At 67.5% G+C, this 20588-nt stretch carries 18 protein-coding genes and 1 riboswitch; of the genes, 9 read left to right on the top strand and 9 right to left on the bottom strand.

The features are described 5' to 3' along the window. Positions 1-343: 343 nt before the first annotated feature. The 7 genes from gcvP to ACQHI0_RS09765 form a co-directional block, all read right to left on the bottom strand. Positions 344-3154 carry an aminomethyl-transferring glycine dehydrogenase gene (gene gcvP, locus ACQHI0_RS09795; protein WP_427907610.1) on the bottom strand — a complete coding sequence of 937 codons (2811 nt, stop codon included), beginning with the start codon at positions 3152-3154 and terminating at the stop codon, positions 344-346. A 155-nt stretch (positions 3155-3309) separates the two neighbouring features. Continuing rightward, positions 3310-3409: riboswitch (glycine riboswitch) on the bottom strand. Positions 3410-3562: 153 nt separating this feature from the next. After that, a complete protein-coding gene (locus tag ACQHI0_RS09790) occupies positions 3563-4120 on the bottom strand; it encodes a MerR family transcriptional regulator (RefSeq protein ID WP_131816826.1) in 558 nt (185 codons plus the stop codon). 156 nt (positions 4121-4276) lie between these two features. Continuing rightward, complete coding sequence (locus ACQHI0_RS09785; protein ID WP_056817654.1) at positions 4277-4750, bottom strand: bifunctional nuclease family protein; 474 nt, start codon at positions 4748-4750, stop codon at positions 4277-4279. A gap of 159 nt (positions 4751-4909) precedes the next feature. Beyond that, positions 4910-5695 carry a MerR family transcriptional regulator gene (locus tag ACQHI0_RS09780; RefSeq protein WP_427907609.1) on the bottom strand — a complete coding sequence of 262 codons (786 nt, stop codon included), beginning with the start codon at positions 5693-5695 and terminating at the stop codon, positions 4910-4912. Positions 5696-5783: 88 nt separating this feature from the next. Next, positions 5784-6269: an oxoglutarate dehydrogenase inhibitor Odhl gene (gene odhI, locus ACQHI0_RS09775; RefSeq protein WP_101462719.1), complete on the bottom strand. Its 486-nt coding sequence runs from the start codon at positions 6267-6269 to the stop codon at positions 5784-5786. A gap of 177 nt (positions 6270-6446) precedes the next feature. After that, positions 6447-6860, bottom strand: coding sequence for a glycine cleavage system protein GcvH (gene gcvH, locus ACQHI0_RS09770; RefSeq protein WP_427907608.1), 414 nt, complete (start codon positions 6858-6860; stop codon positions 6447-6449). Positions 6861-6887: 27 nt separating this feature from the next. Further along, positions 6888-7523 (bottom strand): CDP-alcohol phosphatidyltransferase family protein, encoded by a 636-nt coding sequence (locus ACQHI0_RS09765; protein ID WP_427907607.1) that lies wholly within the window; start codon positions 7521-7523, stop codon positions 6888-6890. A gap of 120 nt (positions 7524-7643) precedes the next feature. Between ACQHI0_RS09765 and ACQHI0_RS09760 the strand changes: the two genes are divergently transcribed. The 3 genes from ACQHI0_RS09760 (at position 7644) to ACQHI0_RS09750 (ending at position 10629) form a co-directional block, all read left to right on the top strand. Beyond that, positions 7644-9038 carry a DUF2252 domain-containing protein gene (locus ACQHI0_RS09760; RefSeq protein ID WP_427907606.1) on the top strand — a complete coding sequence of 465 codons (1395 nt, stop codon included), beginning with the start codon at positions 7644-7646 and terminating at the stop codon, positions 9036-9038. Positions 9039-9134: 96 nt separating this feature from the next. After that, entirely contained in the window at positions 9135-10013 is an 879-nt protein-coding gene (locus tag ACQHI0_RS09755) for a nuclease-related domain-containing protein (RefSeq protein ID WP_427907605.1), read from the top strand. A 19-nt stretch (positions 10014-10032) separates the two neighbouring features. Beyond that, entirely contained in the window at positions 10033-10629 is a 597-nt protein-coding gene (locus ACQHI0_RS09750; protein WP_427907604.1) for a phosphatase PAP2 family protein, read from the top strand. 7 nt (positions 10630-10636) lie between these two features. Here the strand turns inward: ACQHI0_RS09750 and ACQHI0_RS09745 are convergent, their stop codons facing one another. Continuing rightward, on the bottom strand, positions 10637-12574 hold the full coding sequence (locus ACQHI0_RS09745) for an acyl-CoA dehydrogenase (protein ID WP_427907603.1): 1938 nt from the start codon (positions 12572-12574) through the stop codon (positions 10637-10639). A gap of 101 nt (positions 12575-12675) precedes the next feature. Here ACQHI0_RS09745 and ACQHI0_RS09740 point away from each other — a divergent pair, with 101 nt between their 5' ends. Genes ACQHI0_RS09740 through ACQHI0_RS09730 form a run of 3 tightly spaced genes read left to right on the top strand, consistent with a single transcriptional unit; the run spans position 12676 to position 15854 of the window. Continuing rightward, complete coding sequence (locus ACQHI0_RS09740) at positions 12676-13296, top strand: TetR family transcriptional regulator (RefSeq protein WP_427907602.1); 621 nt, start codon at positions 12676-12678, stop codon at positions 13294-13296. 3 nt (positions 13297-13299) lie between these two features. Beyond that, the gene (locus ACQHI0_RS09735; RefSeq protein WP_427907601.1) at positions 13300-14226 is read left to right on the top strand and encodes an ATP-binding cassette domain-containing protein; all 927 of its coding nucleotides are present in this window, start codon (positions 13300-13302) and stop codon (positions 14224-14226) included. After that, positions 14223-15854: an ABC transporter permease gene (locus ACQHI0_RS09730; RefSeq protein ID WP_427907600.1), complete on the top strand. Its 1632-nt coding sequence runs from the start codon at positions 14223-14225 to the stop codon at positions 15852-15854. The genes ACQHI0_RS09735 and ACQHI0_RS09730 overlap by 4 nt, the downstream gene beginning before the upstream one ends. A 45-nt stretch (positions 15855-15899) precedes the next feature. On the opposite strand, the gene ACQHI0_RS09725 is transcribed toward ACQHI0_RS09730, so the two are convergent. Beyond that, positions 15900-17399 (bottom strand): sugar transferase, encoded by a 1500-nt coding sequence (locus ACQHI0_RS09725; RefSeq protein WP_427907599.1) that lies wholly within the window; start codon positions 17397-17399, stop codon positions 15900-15902. A gap of 490 nt (positions 17400-17889) precedes the next feature. On the opposite strand from ACQHI0_RS09725, the gene ACQHI0_RS09720 reads away from it, so the two are divergent. The 3 genes from ACQHI0_RS09720 to ACQHI0_RS09710 are packed head-to-tail and all read left to right on the top strand — an operon-like array spanning position 17890 to position 20587. Next, entirely contained in the window at positions 17890-19149 is a 1260-nt protein-coding gene (locus ACQHI0_RS09720) for a methyltransferase domain-containing protein (RefSeq protein ID WP_427907598.1), read from the top strand. Between the two features lie 14 nt (positions 19150-19163). Continuing rightward, on the top strand, positions 19164-19940 hold the full coding sequence (locus tag ACQHI0_RS09715; protein ID WP_427909126.1) for a glucose-1-phosphate cytidylyltransferase: 777 nt from the start codon (positions 19164-19166) through the stop codon (positions 19938-19940). Beyond that, positions 19937-20587: a PIG-L deacetylase family protein gene (locus ACQHI0_RS09710; protein WP_427907597.1), complete on the top strand. Its 651-nt coding sequence runs from the start codon at positions 19937-19939 to the stop codon at positions 20585-20587. Before ACQHI0_RS09715 ends, ACQHI0_RS09710 begins: the two co-directional genes overlap by 4 nt. Position 20588 lies beyond the last annotated feature (1 nt).

The following is a 20588-nucleotide window of genomic DNA, read 5'->3' as shown; positions in this document are numbered from 1 at the left end:
ATCGACACTCGACGGATTACCAAGATCAGGCCGGGCATCGGGATTCGTGCTGAACATCCTGATGTCGCGCGTGTCGCGTAGGCGGATATCCGCATTAATTCCCACCAATTATGGGGGCTTGACTATTTCGCCGGAATGACCTTTCGGTCAGAAAATACCCGGCATGCACCGACCACTCCATGAACGAGACGTCCAGTATGTGACACGCCAACAATACGGGCGTCAAGAATTCGCTGTCGGCAACCCTGTCGCGATCGCAGCGTCACCTGGCGTCACAGGCCGGTACCGATAACGACGGGCCCCGCCGATCAGTTCGGCGGGGCCCGTCGTCAGGCTGCGGTGATCAGTCTTCGTACGCGTCCAACGGCGGGCACGAGCACACCAGGTTCCGGTCACCGAACGCACCGTCGATGCGCCGCACCGACGGCCACACCTTCGGGCGGGCGTGGCCGATGCCGCGCGGATACACCGCGGTCTCCCGGCTGTACGGGTGGTCCCATTCGGCGACCAGGCTGGCCGCGGTGTGCGGCGCTCCGCGCAGCGGATTGTCGGTCACCGGCCACACGCCCGCGCCGACCTGATCGATCTCGCCACGGATGGCGATCATGGCGGCGATGAACTCGTCGATCTCCTCGAGGTTCTCGCTCTCGGTGGGCTCCACCATCAGGGTCCCCGCCACCGGGAAGCTCATGGTCGGCGCGTGGAAGCCGTAGTCGGCCAAGCGCTTTGCCACATCGTCGACGGTGACGCCGGTCTGCTTGGTGATCTCGCGCAGATCCAGGATGCACTCGTGGGCGACCATGCCGTTCTCGCCGGTGTAGAGCACCGGGAAGTAGGCGTCGAGGCGGCGGGCGATGTAGTTGGCCGACGCGATCGCGGTCAGGGTCGCCGCGCGCAGGCCCTCGGCGCCCATCATGCGGATGTAGGCCCAGGTGATCGGCAGGATCGAGGCGGAACCGTAATTGGCCGCCGAGACCGCGTGCGAGCCGGCTTCGAGGGGGTCACCGGGCAGGTACTCGGCCAGGTGCGCGCCCACCGCGACCGGGCCGACGCCGGGACCGCCGCCGCCGTGCGGGATACAGAAGGTCTTGTGCAGGTTCAGGTGGCTCACGTCGCCGCCGAACCGGCCCGGACGGGCAAGGCCGACAAGGGCATTGAGGTTCGCGCCGTCGACGTACACCTGACCACCCGCGTCGTGCACGAGTGCGCACAGCTCGGCGACCTCGTGCTCGTAGACGCCGTGGGTGGACGGGTAGGTGATCATGATGCAGGCCAGGCGGTCGGCATGGTCGGCGATCTTGGCGCGCAGGTCGTCGAGGTCGACGTCACCGTTCGCGCGGCACTTCACCACCTCCACGCGCATGCCGACCATGGCCGCCGAGGCCGCGTTGGTGCCGTGCGCGCTGGAGGGGATCAGGCAGGTGTCGCGGTGGTCGTCGCCACGATCGAGGTGGTAGCGGCGAATGGCGAGCAGACCCGCGTACTCGCCCTGGCTACCGGCGTTGGGCTGCAGGCTCACCGCGTCGTAGCCGGTGATGTCGGCCAGCCAGCCCTCGAGGTCGGTGATCAGCTTGCGGATGCCCGGGGTGTCCTCGGTGGGCGCGAAAGGGTGCAGGCGGGCGAAGCCGGGCCAGGTGATGGGCTCCATCTCGGCGGTCGCGTTGAGCTTCATCGTGCACGAACCCAGCGGAATCATGCTGCGGTCCAGCGCGATGTCCTTGTCCGAGAGCGCGCGCAGGTAGCGCAGCATGGCGGTCTCGGTGTGGTGGCGGGTGAACGCCGGGTGGGTCAGGTAGTCGGAGGTGCGGGTCTCGATCGAGGTGGGCTCGGCGCCCGCGCCCGCGTCGGGAGTCAGTGCGGTGCCGAAGGATTCGACGACGGCGGCGACGTGGGCGTCGGTGGTGGCCTCGTCACAGGCGATGGCGACGTGGTCGGCGTCGACCAGGCGCAGGTTGATGCCCTGCGACTTCGCCTTGGCGACAACGGCTTCCGCACCACTGGGCACGTGCGCGAGCACGGTGTCGAAGAAGGTGCCGTGCACGACGGCCCCACCGAGACCGGACGCGACAGCGGCGGCGTGGGCGTGCACCCGGCGCGCGATGGCACGAAGCCCGTTGGCACCGTGGTAGCTCGCGTACATGGCGGCGACGATGGCCAGCAGGACCTGGGCGGTACAGATGTTGGAGGTGGCCTTCTCGCGGCGGATGTGCTGCTCACGGGTCTGCAGCGCGAGGCGGTAGGCGGGGGCACCGTCGGCGTCGACGGACACGCCGACCAGGCGGCCGGGCAGCTGGCGAGCGAAGGCGGTGCGCACGGCCAGGTACCCGGCGTGCGGGCCGCCGAAGCCCATCGGCACACCGAAGCGCTGGGTGGTGCCGAAGCAGACATCCGCGCCCTGTTCACCGGGCGGGGTGCTCAGCGTCATCGCGAGCAGATCGGCGCCGGCGGCGACCAGCGCGCCACGCTCATGGGCGGCCGCGAACAGCGAGGTCCAGTCGACGATGCGCCCCGACGCGCCCGGGGTCTGCACGATCACACCGAAGAACTCACCCTCGGGCAGCGCACCGGTGGACAGGTCGGTCTCGACGATCTCGATGCCGAGCGGCTCGGCCCTGGTGCCGATGATGGTCTTGGTCTGCGGGAACAGATCGGTGTCGATGAGCAGCCGGTTCGACTTGGACTTGCCCGCGCGGCGCAGCAGCGTCATCGCCTCGGCCGCGGCGGTGGCCTCGTCGAGCATGGAGGCGTTCGCGACGTCCATGCCGGTCAGGTCCGACACCATGGTCTGGAAGTTGAGCAGCGCCTCGAGCCTGCCCTGGCTGATCTCGGGCTGGTACGGGGTGTAGGCGGTGTACCAGGCGGGATTCTCGAGCAAGTTGCGCACCAGCACCGGCGGGGTGAGGGTGTCGTAGTAGCCGAGCCCGATCATCGAGGTGGCGACGGTGTTCGCCTGCGCCAGCGCGGCCAGTTCCTCCAGCACCTCGTGCTCGGAGGCGGGCGCGGGCAGGGCGCCGAGGCCGGACTCGTCGAGGATCGTGGCGGGCAGCGCCGTGGTCGCGAGTGCGTCGATGGACTCGACGCCGATGGTCGCGAGGATCCGGGCGAGTTCGCCGGAATCGGGTCCGATGTGGCGGTCGGCGAACGAACGGGTCACGGCAGCTCCAGGTCGGGCGGGTCGACCTCGTGGTCGACGGGTACCAGCCCTCCCCCTCTGTCTGTGCGCCTGAGAGATTCGGAAACCCGGTCGGTGGACCGTGCCCCTTTCCCCGTGGGCGGGCAGCCGGATGCCACCGCTTTCCAGAGGCGTCGAATCACCGTGCGGTCCCTGTTGCCTGAGAGATTGACGGGGAGGTGCTGCTCCTTCGGCGCCCCGATTCTCACGAACCGAGGACTCTCCCGCACGGCGGCGACGCGGTATCAAGTCTAGATCAGTCCCGCCTCCCCGCGAATTCAGGCCAGACTCTGGTGCGAGGCCGGTCCGCGACGCGGCCGCCGGTCATCCGCCAGTCGCGCTAGCTCGTCCCCGGCGAGTTACCCATGTCCGAACGAGATCACCTCACACCTATCCGGTCTTGCGGTTCTCCCTCACCTTTCGGCGGAAGGAGAGTTCGTCCTCCGGGCGGTCGGTGATCGCGGTGGCCCGCTCCGCCGGGAAATCGGCGATCGCGCCGGTGAGCTCACGCATGGCACCGCCGACGGCGATGCCGAAGACGCCCTGCCCGCCCTGCAGTAAATCGACTACCTCCTCGGGCGAGGTGCACTCGTACACCGAGGTTCCATCCGAGAACAGCGTGATCCCGGCCAGATCGCCCACGCCACGACTGCGCAGGTGATCGACGGCGATCCGGATGTTCTGTAAAGAGATGCCCGCGTCCAGCAGTCGCTTCACGATCTTGAGGACAAGGATGTCCTTGAACGAGTACAGCCGCTGACTGCCCGAACCCGCCGCACCACGGATCGACGGCACGACCAGCCCGGTGCGGGCCCAGTAGTCGAGCTGACGGTAGGTGATACCGGCGACCTGACACGCGCTCGGCACCCGGTAGCCGACCAGATCATCCGGAACCGAGTCGTCCGGGAACAAGCCAGGCTGTACGACATCCTGCGTTTGTTCTTCCACTGATCGCTCCTTCTGCCGACGTTCTCGGGTCGGAGTCACGACGGTTGTTGCCCGACTTTCGAGGTTACTCCTGCCATTGTCGGACCTGCGGTGTTGTCACACCAAGCACCTGGACCAGCGATTCCCTCGACCTCTACTTCAGGTTAAAACCTTGGCTCAGCTGTCGGTCGCCTTGAAGTCGTCAGGAGACACCGACTCGAGGAACTCCTTGAACTTCTCCACCTCGTCTTCGCGCTCGTCGGGCATCACCAGACCCGCCTCGGCGAGCACCGGTTCCTCCGCGTAGATCGGGCACCCGACGCGCAGGGCGATCGCCACCGAATCCGAGGGTCGGGCCGAGACCCGCAGGTCGCCGTCGAAGACCAGATCGGCATAGAAGGTGCCCTCCTGCAGATCCACGATCCGCACTTCCTTGAGAGTGTGTCCCAGATCGGTGATCAGAATCTTGATCAGATCGTGAGTGAGCGGACGGATCGGCGTGACCCCCTCCTGCTCGAGCACGATCGCGGTGGCCTCGGCCTGCCCGATCCAGATCGGCAGATACCGCTCCCCCGACGCCTCCCGCAGCAGCAGCACGGGCTGGTTCTGTGGCTGCTCGACACGGATGCCGATGACACGCATCTCGCTCATGAGTAAGTCCTGCCTCCCATACTCGGCCGCCGGCCGGCACGACAGCTGCACAGCTCGCCGTATCAACGAGTCTAGGCGAATTCTGGGGCGCGCAAGAGAGACGTTCGAGCCGAAATCGGTGTGTAGCCGGGGTGATACCTGATCATCGGGCCGGGTGTGTCAGCCGCCGAGGGCCGTGCGCACCGCGGCTTTCACCAGCGCGGCGTGCAGGTTCAGCGATAACGCCGCGAGTTCGCGGACGGTCTCCTCGGCGCGGGCGCGCGCATCGGCATCGCGGCTCTTCGCGATGGGCGCGGCGATCTGCGCGATCAGGGCCGCCTCGCGGTCGGCGGCGAGTTTGAAGGCACGTAGATGACGTGCCTCCAGGCCGAATTCGGCCATCGCCTTCGCGGCGTGGGCGAGCGTCACCGCGTCGGACTCGAAGAATCCGCCCGCACCGGCGACGATGAGTCCCGCACGCAGCAGATCATCGAGGAAACGGTCGTCGATATCAGCCTTGGCCAGCAGGTCTGCCCTGGTGAGCCGAACGCCGACGTCGACGCGCAGTTCCTCGGGCGTGATCGCACCGGGAACGACTCCGAGGCGGCGCGGTGGAGCCTGGCCCGCCTCGATGTCGGCGTCCCCGGAGCCGGACACAGTGTGCCCGGCCTCCGTGGACCCGTGGTGGGAGTGCGCGCGGGCGCGCGCTTCACGCACGCCCAGCGTCGCCGCACCACTGTCGATCGCTTCCAACTGCTCCTTGATCACCTTCAACGGCAGATACTGATCGCGTTGCGCGGTCAGCACGAAACGCAGCCGTTCGTAGTCGGCCACGGAGAACCGCCGGTATCCCGACGGTGTCCGTTCCGGCCGGATCAGGCCCTCGGATTCGAGGAACCGGATCTTGGAGATGGTGATGTCAGGAAAATCTGGTCGCAGCAGGTCGAGCACGGAGCCGATCGACATTCCTCCGCGCGCCCACTGCGCCGCCCCTGTCACAGCACTGCGTCCTTCGCGAGCATCAAGCCCTTCACGGACACCAGTACCGTTGGGGTCATCGCGACCCCGCGCCCGACGCCGACTCGTTCGCCTGCGTGCGCGGACCGGTCAGGAAGACCAGCCGGAACTTGCCGATCTGGACCTCGTCGCCGTTCTGCAGCTCCGAGGAGTCCACCGGCTCCCGGTTGACGTAGGTGCCGTTGAGGCTGCCCACATCGACGACCTGAAACGAGTCGTCGTCCTGACGGAACTCGGCATGCCGACGGCTGACGGTGACGTCGTCGAGAAAGATGTCACTGTCGGGGTGGCGGCCTGCCGACGTGGTCGGCTGATCCAGCAGGAAACGCGAGCCCGCGTTCGGGCCACGCTTGACCACCAGGAGGGCCGCGCCGGCAGGCAGGCCTTCAACGCCCTGAACCGGCTGTTCGCCGGTCGGCTCTGCGGAGCGCGACGCGTCGACCTCGTTGAGGAAGTCCGCGCGGAAGACCGACGTCGTCTCGGCCGCGGTTTCCCCGTAACCCGGGTCCCTGTTCTCGCTCACCGTTTCTCTCCTCCTCGAACCTGATTATCCATGCAAGCAGGTGCTGTATTCGGCGACACGACCGGCGCGATCACATCGCCAGGAAAAGATCCCGGCGTCGATTCCCCGACGTATCCGCTTGGCTTTGACCGTACCCTGCCGGGGCGTGCCCGTGCAGGGAGAACTGTGAAGGCTGAGTCAGCCCCCGATAACTCCTTGGTAACCCGCTGCATCCAGCAGTTCACCGAGGGCGGAATCCAGGGTTGCCTCGTCGTCGAACGCGAGCTCGAACAACCAGCCCGCGTCATACGGATCGGTGTTGAGGGTTTCCGGCGTTTGCACCAGATCCTCGTTCACCGCAACGACTTTGCCGCTGAGCGGAGCGTAGATGTCGGACACGCTCTTGGTCGACTCGACCTCGGCGATGCTGTCGCCGACGGTCACATCCTTGTCGACATCGGGCAGTTGGACGAACACGACGTCACCCAGCTGTGACTGGGCGTAATCGGTGATGCCGACACGGACCGCCGTGGGGCTGGTCCGCCGCACCCATTCGTGCTCTTCGGTGTAGCGCAGTTCCTCAGGGGTCCGGGTCACAGGACGTCCTTTCATCGTCGACGTTGCACGCAACAGTATCGACTAGCTCCCACGGTGCGGCACAGGCGGTATCGATCGCGCGACCGCGACCGCCAGCCCCGCGTAGAGCACCCCGGTCCAGACGTAGAGTGCAGTACCCCAGATCAGCAGTGCCCAGCCGAAGGCCCACCCGAAACTCGCCCCCGCCCAGTCCATCTCCCCGGTCAGCATCCACGGCAGCGCCGACATCAGCGCGAAGGTCGCGGCTTTGCCCAGGTAGATCACTTCCGGCGCGGGGAGATCGCGCCGCTTGTACACCGAGAGCGTCGCGGTGAGCACCAGATCGCGTGCGATCAAGATCACCGCGATCCACCACGGCAGCAGGCCGCGTGCGACGAACGCCACCAAGGTGGTGACGAGGTACAGCCGGTCGACGAGCGGGTCGAGCAGAGCGCCAAGACGCGAGGACTGGTCGAGCAACCTGGCGAGTTTGCCGTCGAGGAAATCAGTGAACCCGCTGGCGATCATCAGCGCGAACGCCCAGCCGTCGGCATGGCGGACCAGCAACAACCACAGGAACAGTGGGATACCGATCAGCCGGAGCAGACTCAAGACATTGGGCACGGTCAGGATGCGGTCGCTGAACACGCCACCGGTTTCGGTGTCGTGCGTGCCCGGCGTTCCCGATTCGGTTGCCACGCCCCTGCTTACCGCACCGACCCCGTCCGGCGCCATCCGGCCACGCCGAAACGCCGTCGATGCCGCTTCGTGTCGAGCGTGGCGTGCCCGACGCGCGGCGACCGGCTAACCTGGGCAGTTGTGTCCGACAGTGGTATTGATCTGCGCTCCTACATCTCCGCCGAGGATGCCCGCGAACGTGGCCGCGCCGCCAGGCAGCGGGTGCCTGTCACCGAGCGCGACCGTGCGGCGCAGAACCATGACCGGCCGACGGTGCGCGAGTTCATCGATGCCAGCAATCGTGGTCGGCTCGAGCACCTGATTCCGCTGCGGATCGGGCGGATGACCGCCTCGCCGTTCACCTTCTTCCGCGGCGCCGCGGGATTGATGGCGGCCGATCTCGCCGCCGGACCGGACAGCGGTCTGGCCGCGCAGATCTGCGGTGACGCGCACGCCGCCAACTTCGGCCTCTACGGCACACAACGTGGCGAAATCGTGATGGATATCAATGACTTCGACGAAACCGTCATGGGTCCCTGGGAGTGGGATCTGGAGCGGCTGGCGGCGAGTCTCGTGCTGGCCGGACGCGAAGGCGGCGTCGACTCCGACGATTGCCTGCGCGCCGCATGCGATGCCGCGCGTTCCTACCGCCGCACCGCCGCCGAACTGGCCGAGATGCCGTTCATGCAGTCCTGGACGGCATTGCCCGACGAGTCGATCCTGACCAGCGCGAAGGCCGAAGACCTCCTCGACGACTTCAAGAAGGCCGCGAAGAAGGCCCGCAAGAACACCAGCGCCAAGGTGGTGGCGAAGTGGACCGAGCACCTCGACGACCACGAGACCGATATCCGCAAGCACCGTTTCGTCAGCGACCCGCCCGTACTCACCTCGGTCGACGCGCCGATATCGGAAGCCGTGATCGACGGCCTGCAGCAGTACGCGAGCACCATCCGGGAGTCGCGGCGCAATCTCCTTTCCCGGTTCACGGTCTCCGATGTCGCGTTCCGCATCGTCGGCACCGGCAGCGTCGGCCTGCACAGTTACGTGGCGCTGCTGCACGGCAACGACGGCGAGGCGGTGGTGTTGCAGGTCAAGCAGGCACGCCCGTCCGCGCTCGCCCCGTTCCTGCCCCCGACCACGCCCCGCCACGAGGGCGAGCGGATCGTGGTCGGCGCCCGGACGGTGCAGTCCGAGACCGATATCCTGCTGGGCTGGACGACGATCGAACTCGACGAGTCGCTGCCGTTCATCGTGCGCCAGTTCCGCAATCTCAAGGGCAGTATCGACCCGGCGACCCTGTCCGCCGACGATCTCGACGACTACGGGCGGCTGGCCGGCGCGCTGCTGGCCCGGGCACACGCCCGCTCGCTCGACCCGCGCGCGCTGGCGGGCTATCTGGAAACCGACGACGACGACGACCGATTCGAGGAATCGGTGGCCGCCTTCGCCGTGCGCTACGCCGACCGCACCGAGGCCGATCACGCCGAACTGGTCGCCGCGGTGGACGCGGGCACGATCGCCGCTGAACGAGATTGATCGAGCTACGATGTACGCCAACGGTTCTCGGCACAGCTTGCGTTTGCCGGGCACCGCGCCAACGACCAACGAAGGGCGGTCTTCATGCTCGTGCGCGTGCAGAATGCGGCAGGCAGCGATGCCGAGGCGGCACTGATCGACTGGTTGCGCACCTGGAAGGACCCGGCGAGCCCGCACGGCGTCGCCACGATCAACTGCAGCCTGTTCCATCAGGATCGGCTGCACCAGTTCGACGCGGTGGTCTGGACCCCCACCAGTTGCGTGATCATCGAGGCCGAGACGTTCACCGCACCGCAGGACGGCGTGCTGGAGATCCCGCTCAACGGCCCGTGGATGGTCTCCGGTGAACTCGCCCAGTTCGCGGGTGCGGAGAAGTCGACGCCGCTCGAGCGCTCGCGCGACCACACCTTCGCCCTGCAGGACTATCTCGCCGCCCGTGGTCTCGGCCAGCGCGCGGTGCACGGTCTGGGCCTGATCGTGCCGATGCCCGGCGCCCAGATCGACGTGCACCAGGGCTGGAGCGACCCGAGTTTCGATGTGATCGTTACCGACGACCCGCACCGGCTCGAGATGTACTTCGAGTTGCTGGCCGAGAAGGAACACAATCTCTGGACGGCCAACGACATCGCCATCGCGTTCCGCGGTCTCGGTATCCTGCCGTATCTGCCCGCACCGCAGGACCTGCTCAACGAGGGTTTTCTCGGCCCGATCGACGTGACGCTGTGGCACGGCGGACCGACCCAGGCGGCCGCGGAGGCCTACGCCGAGGAACAGGCCAAGCTCGAGCGCGAAGCGAGCTCCCGTGGCATGGTCGCGCCGTGGTACAGCCCGTGGAAGCTGTATCCGCGGGTCGGTGGCGATCTCGATTTCGGCCGGGCGTTCCTGCGGATCACCCTGGCCCTCGGCATGATCGTGGCGATCGTGTGGGTGCTGTGGTTCCTGGTCACCGCGGTGCTCACCTACGGTCCGGCCTGAGCGAGGCCGGGCGGCTGCCGTGATCGAGCGTGTTCGCGGCACCACCGTCGCCCGGGTGACGGCGATCGGGGCCGGTGCCGCGCTGACCGCGGCGATTCCGTCGACGTTCGGCACCGACGGCGGCGCGAGCGAACTGGACGCCGTGGTCTCGGAGGACACCGTCTCCCCCGGTCTCGCGCACGTGCTGGTGGCGCCGAGCAACGCACCGGTGGTCGTGGCACTTCTGCTGGCCGCGTGCGCGTGGTTCGCCCTGCGTCACCAGTGGTGGCAGGCCGTGACCATGCTCGTGGTTCCCGAGATCGCGTTGTCGGTCAACACCTGGTTGCTGAAACCGCTGTGGGATCGGCAGCTGGACGACCATCTTGCCTACCCCAGCGGCCACACCGTCCATATGGTCGCTGTCGCAACAACTTTCGCGTGTTTGGTGGCCCAGCTCCGGACACGGATCGTGGTCGCGACGCTCACCGTGCTCGCCCTGATCGCGATCACTCCCGGCATGGCCGAATTGGGCTACCACCACCCCACCGATGTGCTCGGTGGGGCAGCGGCGGCCGCATCGATGTCGATCGCCCTGTGCTGGCTCTCCGATGCCCTACGTGCCCGTAGCGGCGCGTAATGCGGAGCTACGCCTGGCGACGGTCGAAAACGCTGGCGTCGTGCAGCATTTCGGCGCGCAGCATCGTCTCGGGCACACCCATCGCCTCCACCAGGGTCAGCGCGTCGGGACGCAACCGGTCGACGAGTTCGTTCACCCCGCGCCGCACCGCCTTGGCCCGCTCCACCGACATGAACCGGTGCATGATGAACCAGGCCAGGTTCTCCTCCAGCGCGGCGTAAACATAGAGGTCGCAGACGGTTTCAGCGAGCGCCTTCGCGTCCGGGTCCTCGATGGTGGCGATACCGTCGACGAATTCCTCGAGGACGAGCCGGTCGATGTGCGCGGCGCCGGCGGCCAGGATGTGGTCCTGGGCGTTGTTGAACGCCTCGAACGGGCCGGTGTCGGCGGCGCGGGCGCGCAGCCGGTGCGCGGCGGTGCGCAGCAGGTAGTCCTCGCGGTCGGCGAACAGCTGTAGCTGCACGTCGCGTTTGGACAGGTCGCCCTCGTCGACGGTCTCGTCGTTGCGGTCGCGCAGGGTCTGGATCAGCTGCCGCACACCGGAGCGTTTGCGCACCACGTCACCGGCCATGGTGGCGGCGAATCGCACCCAGCCGAGCGCGTCGAGGTCGCGAACCTCGTCGGAGTAGGCGGTGAGCAGTTCCTTGGCCACGAGCTGGGTCAGGACGACATTGTCGCCTTCGAAGGTGGTGAACACGTCGGTGTCGGCCTTCAGCGTCACCAGGCGGTTCTCGGTGAGATAGCCCGCGCCGCCACAGGCTTCGCGGCATTCCTGGATCGCCCGCGTGGCATGGCGGGTCTGGGCGACCTTCAGACCGGCGGCCCGCTTCTCCAGCGCCCGCTGTGAACTCGGTTCGGTGTCGCGCCCGCTCTGGATCAGATCCATCCGGCGCACGAGGTCGTTCTGGGCGAAGGCCAGCGCGAACGACTTCGCCACCAGGGGCAGCAGCCTGCGCTGATGGCTGCGGTAGTCCAGCAGCAGGGTCTCTTCGCCGGTGTCGGGGTCGGCGAACTGGCGGCGCGCCAGCGCGTACCGCACGGCGATACTCAGCGCCACGCGGGCGCCCGCGGCGGCCGCTCCGCCGACACTGACCCGGCCACGCACCAGCGTCCCGAGGGTCGTGAAGAAGCGGCGGCTCGGGTTCTCGATCTCCGAGCTGTACGTGCCGTCCGGGGAGACGTCGGCGTAGCGATTGAGCAGGTTCTCGCGGGGGATCCGCACGTGGTCGAAGACGATCCGGCCGTTGTCGACACCGGGCAGCCCGCCTTTGAGGCCGTCGTCGTAGGTGGTCACGCCGGGCAGGTCCGCGCCGAGTTCGTCGCGGATCGGCACCAACAGACAGTGCACGCCCTGGCTCTCACCGCCGACGATCAACTGGGCGAACACGGCGGCGATCCGCGCGTGGATCGCGGCGCCACCGATGTAATCCTTGCGCGCCGACGGGGTCGGGGTGTTGATGACGAATTCCTGGGTGGCCGGCTCGTAGGTCGCCGTGGTCTCCAGATCGGCGACATCGCTGCCGTGCCCCGACTCGGTCATCGCGAAACAGCCGAGCAGATCCAGCGAGATCAGGCGCTTGATGAAGTCGCGGTGGCGTTCGGTGCCCAGGTTCTCGACCGCGCCGCCGAAGAGTCCCCACTGCACACCGGACTTCACCCATAGCGACAGGTCGGTATAGGCCAGCATCTCCAGCCCGACGACCGCGCCGCCGGGGTCGCCGGTGCCGCCGTTCTCGGGCCGGAAGCCACGCTCGGGGTATCCCATCGTCGCGATCACGCGCATCTGGTCGAGCACGCGAGCCCTGGCCGCGTGGATGTCGAGTTCGGGATCGTCGGTGAATTCCTCGCCGGCGAGCTGTGTTCGCGCCTGTTCCCTGACCGTGCGCCACGGTCCGTCCAGCGCTGCGCGGAGATGTTCTGCCGTCGTCGATGTGCCGGTAGCCATGGCATCGACACTAGCCCGCGCACGAAGTCTCACCCCGGCTCGAAACTCGGTTCGGGCGAAAGTCTTGCCAACGTATTGAACGCGCGTTTAACATATTGAACATGCGTTCAGCCGACCTCAACACCGCCGCCAGGATTCGCGATGCCGCCATCGAATTGTTCGGTGAGCAGGGCTTCGGCGTCGGCGTCCGGGCGATCGCCGCCGCGGCCGGGGTATCGCCCGGGCTGGTGAACCATCACTTCGGCTCCAAGGACGGCCTGCGCGCGGTCTGCGACGAGCGTGTGCTCGAGATCATCCGCGACGAGAAGCTGCGCGCGCTCCAGGCGCCGGGTCCGGCGGGGATCTTGAACGCGATGGCCGAGATCGAGATGTACGCACCCCTGGTGGCCTACATGCTGCGCAGCTTCCAGGCCGGCGGCCCGCTGTCGGAGTCGTTGCTCGAGCACATGATCACCGACGCGGTGCAGTACATGCAGACCGGCGTCGACGAGGGCAAGGTCAAGCCGAGTCGCGACCACGCCGCACGCGCCCGCTACATCGTGCTCTGCCACGTCGGCGCGATGAACCTCTACCTCCAGATGCGCATGCAACGCGAAGGAAAACTCGACTACCGCAAGGCGATTCGTGAGCTGTCCGACGAGATCACCTTTCCGGCGCTCGAGCTCTACACCCAAGGATTACTCACCGATTCCACCATGCTCGACACCCTTTTCGAGGAGTAGACGATGCCCACCCCCACCGCTGATCGGGTCATCGATGTCGCGGGCCTGCGCAAAACGTTCGGCCGCTTCACCGCACTCGACGGACTCGACCTACACGTCAGTGCCGGCGAGATCCACGGCTTTCTCGGTCCCAACGGCGCAGGCAAGTCCACCACCATCCGAGTCCTGCTCGGCGTGCTGCGCGCGACCGGTGGCGACGCCGCGGTCTTCGGCCGCGATCCGTGGACCGATGCGGTCGACCTGCATCGCCGGATCGCTTATGTCCCCGGCGATGTCACGCTGTGGCCGTCGCTGTCGGGTGGCGAGACGATCGATCTGCTCGCCCGCATGCGCGGTGGATTGGATGCCACGCGGCGCGACGCGTTGATCGAACGATTCGAACTCGACCCCACCAAGAAGGCACGCACCTATTCCAAGGGCAACCGGCAGAAAGTCGCGCTGGTGTCGGCCTTTTCGGCGAACGCGGACCTGCTGATCCTCGACGAGCCGACCTCGGGTCTCGACCCGCTGATGGAGCAGGTCTTCCAGGACTGCGTGCACGACGCCGCCGCCCGCGGTGCGACGGTACTGCTGTCGAGCCACATTCTGTCCGAGGTCGAGCACCTGTGCGACCGCGTGACGATCATTCGCGCCGGCCGCACCGTCGAGTCCGGTTCACTGAACGATCTGCGCCACCTGAGCCGCACCGCCATCACTGCCGATCTGATCGGTGACCCGGGCGATCTGAGCACGATGCCCGGCGTCGGCGATGTCGAACGCGACGGTTCGACCCTGCGCTGCCAGGTCGACGCCGAGAACCTCGGCGCCCTGATCCGGGTACTCGGCGACGCGGGCGTCCGTAGCCTGACCAGCGCCCCACCGACGCTGGAGGATCTGTTCCTTCGCCACTACCACGTAGACACCGAGGCCGCGGAGAAGGTGCGGGCATGACCACGACAGTCGCTCTCCCCCATTTCACCGGAACATCGCGCACCGCGGGCGAATTCGCCGGCACCGGCCAGATGCTGCGCCTGTACCTGCGTCGCGACCGGGTGGTCGCCCCACTGTGGTCGTTGCTGATCGGGCTGATGCCCGCACTGCAGATCGTCTCGATCAAAGACATCTACGCCACCCAGGAACAGCTCGACCACTTCGCGACGACCACGGCGGCGAGCCCGGCGCTGATCGCCATGTACGGGCCGGTTTTCAGCTCGGCGCTGGGATCCATCGGCACCTGGAAGGCCGGAGCGATGTACGCGATGATCGCGATCGCGGCCGTCCTCACGGTGATCCGGCACACCAGGGTCGAGGAGGAGACCGGCCGCGCGGAACTGGTCAGCGCCACCAGCATCGGCCGGTTCGCCGGTCTCACCGGAGCGCTCCTGCTCACCTACGGCGCGTCGGTGCTGGCCGGAATCGCCTGCGCCGCTTCGCTGATGGCCACAGATCTGCCCGTCGGAGGTTCAGTTGCCTTCGGTGCGGCGCTCGCCGGATCCGGCATCGTGTGGGGTGCGGTCGCCGCGGTCGCCGCGCAGGTGAGCACCGGCGCCCGGCTCGCCCGCGGCATCGCCCTCGGCGCGCTGGGCGCGGCATTCGCGGTGCGCGCGGTCGGCGACGCGGGAAACGGTGTGCTGTCCTGGTTCTCGCCGCTCGGGTGGTGCCTGCAGATCCGCCCGTTCGCCGACGAGCGCTGGTGGGTCCTCGTTCCCCTGGCCGCCCTCGGCGCAGGCGCGACTCTGCTCGCGTATCGATTGCTGCGGACCCGAGATGTCGGTGCGGGCCTGCTGGCCGACCGTCCCGGACCGGCCGTCGCGGGCGCCGCGCTGTCGGACCCGGTGGGTCTGGCCTGGCGATTGCAGCGGGGCTCGCTGCTCGCCTGGACAACGGGCTTTGCCCTGTACGGGTTGCTCATCGGCGGTGCGGTGAACAGCATCGGCGGCATGCTCGACGACGGCGGCACCCTGCAGGACGTGGTCACCTCGCTGGGCGGGTCGGCGGATCTGGAGAAGTCGTTCATCGCCTACGCCGTCACGATGCTGGCCGCCGCGGCCGCCGCCTACTCCGTCTCGGCGGTGTTGCGGCTGCACGAGGAGGAGAACTCGGGCCGCGCCGAGACGGTCCTGGCGGCCGCGGTGGGGCGGGTGCGGTTCGCGTCGAGCCACCTGCTGTTCGCGATCGGTGGGCCCGCTGTGGCGCTGCTGGCGTCCGGGCTCGCGATCGGAATCGTCTGGGGCGCAACCGATGGCGATGTCCCCGGCAAGATCGGGGAGTCGTTGGGCGCGGTGGCGGTACAGCTTCCCGCGGTCTGGGTGGTCACCGCGATCGCGATGCTGCTGTTCGGTGCGCTCCCCAAATACGCGTCGCTGGCGTGGGCGGCGCTGAGCGCGATGATCGTGATCTTCCTGCTCGGCTCGCTCGGCAGCTTCCCGCAGTGGGTCCTCGATCTGGTCCCGTTCATCCACCCGCCGAAGCTGCCGGGTGCGGCGTTCGAGATCGCGCCGGTCGCCTACCTGCTCGCCGTCGCGGGCGTGGGAATCCTGCTGGGGCTCATCGCTTTCCGTCGCCGCGACCTGCGCTGACCGGCACCCGGTCCGGGGTGGTGAGCTCTCCTCGCCACCCCGGTTTCAGTATGCGCCGTCGCCGCGGGTGACCGCGCCGATGGTGCGCGCGATCAACGCCAGATCCAGCACCATCGACCAGTTCTCGACATAGGACAGGTCCAGCCGTACCGAGTCCTCCGGCGACAGATCCGAGCGCCCGCTCACCTGCCACAACCCGGTGACGCCCGGCTTCACCAGCAGCCGCCTGCGCATTTCCCCGTCGTAGCTGTCCACTTCACGCTGAACCTGTGGCCGCGGCCCGACGACGCTCATGTCGCCACGCAGCACGTTGAAGAACTGGGGCAGCTCGTCGAGGCTGTACTTGCGCAGGAACCGGCCGACGGCGGTCACTCGCGGATCGTCTTTGACCTTGAAGAACAACGGATTTCCACCGTGCCGCTCGATCAGCGCCTCCACCGCGCTGTCGGCATCGACGAGCATGCTGCGGAACTTGATCATCCGGAACGGAATGCCGTCGCGCCCGATCCGCTCCGACGAATAGAACACCGGCCCCGCGCTCGTCAGCTTCACAGCGACCGCGATCGCGGCCAGCATCGGCGCGATGAGCACCAACACGGTCGCGGCAAAACACAAGTCGAACAACGCTTTACCGCTCGACTTCGCTCGTCCGTACTGCGGTGGATCGATGTGCAACATCGGCATCCCGGCGACGATCCGGTTGGTCAACCGCGCCCCCGCGATGTCGACCACGCCGGGCGCCACGATCAAATCGACACCGAGTGGATCCAAGGCCCATGCCATCCGCCGCAATTCGGCGGGCCCGAGATGATCGGTCGCCGCCACGGCCACCGCATCGGCCCCGCTGCGGCGCACCGCCTCCAGCACCGAACGATCGTCACCGAGCACCGAAGGTCCGTCGGTCGTATCGAACTGCGCGCCCACCGATCCCGCGGGCACGCACACCCCGACAACCCGATAGCCGGACCCGGGATCGCCGGTGAACGCCGACGCCATCGCCTGCGCGGCCTCCGGTGACCCGACGACCAGCATCGCGGTATGGCACCGCCCCTGCGCGCGCCACCGGCGCAACCGCCACCGCCACGCCAGCCGCCCCGCGAGCAACGCGAACAGCCCGGCGGGCAAGGCGATGGCGAGATAGCCACGCGCGACCTCCACCCGGAACAGCAGCGCGAGGATCGCGAGCACCCCGAACAGGCGCAAGGTCGCCGACACCAGCCTGCGGAACTCCTCGCTGCCGGTCCCGACCACCTGCGGCGTCCGGCTACCGTACCCGTGCAGTAACGCCAGCCAGCCCGCGGCCAAGGCCAGCGACACCACGGAGTAACCGACCTCGTAGGGCAGCGGCCAGGCCAGCGGCGGCGCGGCGGGGCCGCCGAAACGGATGGCCTGGGCCGCCACGACCGCGCCGAACACCGCGATCACATCGGTCACGACCAGCCGCTGGACCAGCGCGCTCTGCCAGCTCTCGCGCTGCGTCCGGCGTAACGCCTGAACACCGTTGACAACATCGACGTCGCCACTACCGGTGAGCTCGTAGCTCATGAACCCACACCCTCCCCTTCGGGAGACGAATCGTTTCCCGATCCCCATCGACCGGAACGCGGCCGATGCGGCCGTCCTACTGCCCGTCGATTCGATACCCGCCCGCTGATTGTTACAGACCCCCAGGCGGACTCCCCGCCGAAGATTCAGCGCCACAACGGATTCCAGAAGTTAGCCACATCACAGGGCAATCGAACAGCTATCACCGAGCTGTTATCGCCTTTCCGGTATGTACGCAGGACAGTCACTTTCACCAGTGAATGGCGTCACAAGAGCGCGAGGAACGGTCGCCCTCGCCAGCGGTTTGCCGGTGCCGGATCGACCTGGTCGAACTCCGAAACATACCATGAAACTGTTTCTGCCCCCGGCCTTTCGGGGCGCCGGCGTCCCGCCCACCGCTGTAACGTCTGCGCTCCCCGATCCGACTTCCGGCATGACCGGCAGCAGCCGTGACAGCTTTGGTGAACGTGCAAGAAGGTGGGGGTTCCCCGTGCAATGTCGACTCTGCGATTCCGGACGGCTCACGAGCGTGCTCGACCTCGGCGCCACCCCTCCGTGCGAGAGCTTCCTGTCCGCGACCGAACTCGACCTGCCCGAATCGACATATCCACTGCACCTGCGGCTGTGTGAGGACTGTCTGCTGTTGCAGATCCCGGCGCTGATCACGCCCGAGGACACCTTCACCGAATACGCCTACTTCTCCTCGTTCTCCGACAGCTGGGTCCGCCACGCCGAAGAGTTCGTGAGCGCGGCCGCCGAGCGGCTCGACCTCGGTTCCGATTCGTTCGTCGTGGAGGTGGCCAGCAACGACGGCTACCTGCTGCGGCACGCGGTCGCCCGCGGTATCCGCTGCCTCGGCATCGAGCCGTCGGTCAATGTCGGTCGCGCGGCGCGCGAGATCGGTGTGCCGACGGAAACAGCGTTCCTCGAACCGGATTCGGCCGCACGTGTCCGCGCCGAGCACGGGCCGGCCGACCTCGTCGTCGCCAACAACGTCTACGCCCACATTCCGGACCTGCGCGGGTTCACCCACGCGCTGCGCACCCTGCTCAGCGACGACGGCTGGCTCAGCATCGAGGTGCACCACGCGCTGAACCTGGTCGAGCTCGGCCAGTTCGACACGATCTATCACGAGCATTTCCAGTACTACACCGTCCATTCCGCGCGGCGCGCGCTGGCGATCGCCGGCCTGACCGTCGTCGATGTGGAACTGCTCGATACCCACGGCGGCTCGATCCGGTTGTGGGCACGCCCCGACGCCGTCGCCGAGCCGACCGCGCGCGTCGCCGAGGTCCTCGACCTCGAACGCGCGGCGGGCCTGCACGAACCGGCCGGTTACACCGCACTCGGTGCCCGCGCCGAATCGGTTCGCCAGGAGCTGCTGCGCTTCCTGCTCGACTGCCGCGCGGCGGGCAAGCGGGTGGTGGGCTACGGCGCGCCGGGTAAGGGCAACACCCTGCTCAACTACTGCGGAATCCGGCCCGACCTGCTCGAGTACACCGTGGACCGCAACCCGTACAAGCACGGCCGCTACACGCCCGGCACCCGGATCCCGATCCATCCGCCGGAACGCATCGACGCCGACAAGCCCGATGTGGTGCTGGTCCTGCCGTGGAATCTCGAAACCGAGATCACCGCCCAACTCCGCCATGTCGGCGAGTGGGGTGGCGAACTGATCTATCCGCTGCCGGTGCTGCATCGCGGTACCCCGGCAGGCGAACCGGTCGCGGCCGGCGCACACTCCGAATGAAGGTGAACGAACCGATGAAGGTCGTGCTGTTCTGCGGCGGATACGGCATGCGCATGCGCGGCGGATCCGGCGACGTCGTCCCCAAGCCGATGCAGTTGGTCGGCCCGCGCCCGCTGCTGTGGCACGTGATGCGCTATTACGCGCACTACGGCCACAAGGAGTTCGTACTGTGTCTCGGTTACGGTGCCGAGCACATCAAGAACTTCTTCCTCACCTACCAGGAATCGGCGTCCAACGACTTCGTGATCCGCAACGGTCAGATGGAGCTGCTTGGCAGCGACATCAGCGACTGGTCGATCACCTTCGTCGACACCGGTGTCGAATCCGCGATCGGGGAGCGGCTGCGCCGCGTGCGCTCCCACCTCGACGGCGACGAGTACTTCCTGGCCAACTACGCCGACGTGCTCACCGACGCGCCGCTGGACACCATGATCGAACGCTTCCACGCCTCGGGTGCGGCCGCGTCGATGATGGTGGTGCCGCCGCAGTCCTCGTTCCACTGCGTGGACATCTCACCGACGGGCGAGGTGAAGGACATCGTGCCGGTGGCGCAGATGCCGCTGTGGGAGAACGGTGGCTACTTCGTGCTCAGCCAGGAGATCTTCGATCTGCTGCCGCCCGGTGGCGATCTGGTGGCCGACGCGTGCGGCACGCTCGCCGGGCAGGGCAGGCTCTTCGGCTACCAGCACCTGGGTTTCTGGAAGCCGGCCGACACCTTCAAGGAGCGCGCCGAACTCGACGACGCCTACCGCAACGGCACCCGGCCGTGGATGGTGTGGGACCAACCGTGATCGGGTTGTTCACCCAGCCGCCGCGCCGCATCGCGGTGCTCGGGGCGCATTGCGACGATATCGCGATCGGCATGGGCGCGACACTTCTCGCACTCACCGGTGCCGACCCCGATGTCGAGGTTCGGGCGCTCGTGCTGTCCGGCGGCGGCACCGCACGCGAGGACGAGGAACGCGCGGCGCTGACCGCCTTCTGCTCGGGCACCGAACCCGACCTGCGGGTCCTCGATGTGCCCGACGGCCGCGCACCCGCGCACTGGGATCGGATCAAAGACGCGCTCGCGGAGTTTCGTCGCGGCGGTGAACCCGAGGTGGTGTTCGCGCCGCATCGAGGCGACGCCCACCAGGACCACCGGCTGCTCGCCGAATTGGTACCGACCGAGTTCCGCGACCACCTGACCCTGGGTTACGAGATCCTCAAATGGGAGACCGACACCCCGGCTCCGACGCTCTACCACCCGCTGAGTCATACACTCGCGCAACAGAAATCGCAGCTACTCCACAAGCACTATCCATCGCAGACGGGCCGCGACTGGTTCGACGAACAGGCCTTCCTCGGGCTCGCCAGGATGCGTGGTGTGCAGTGCCACGCGCCGTACGCCGAGGCGTTCGTGCTCGACAAAGCGATCATCAGATGGGAACAGACGTGAA

Origin of the sequence: Nocardia sp. FBN12, assembly GCF_050320175.1 — a bacterium.
Taxonomy (GTDB): Bacteria; Actinomycetota; Actinomycetes; order Mycobacteriales; family Mycobacteriaceae; genus Nocardia.
Note: the sequence above shows the minus strand (reverse complement) of the source record. Positions and strands in the feature narration are given on the sequence as shown.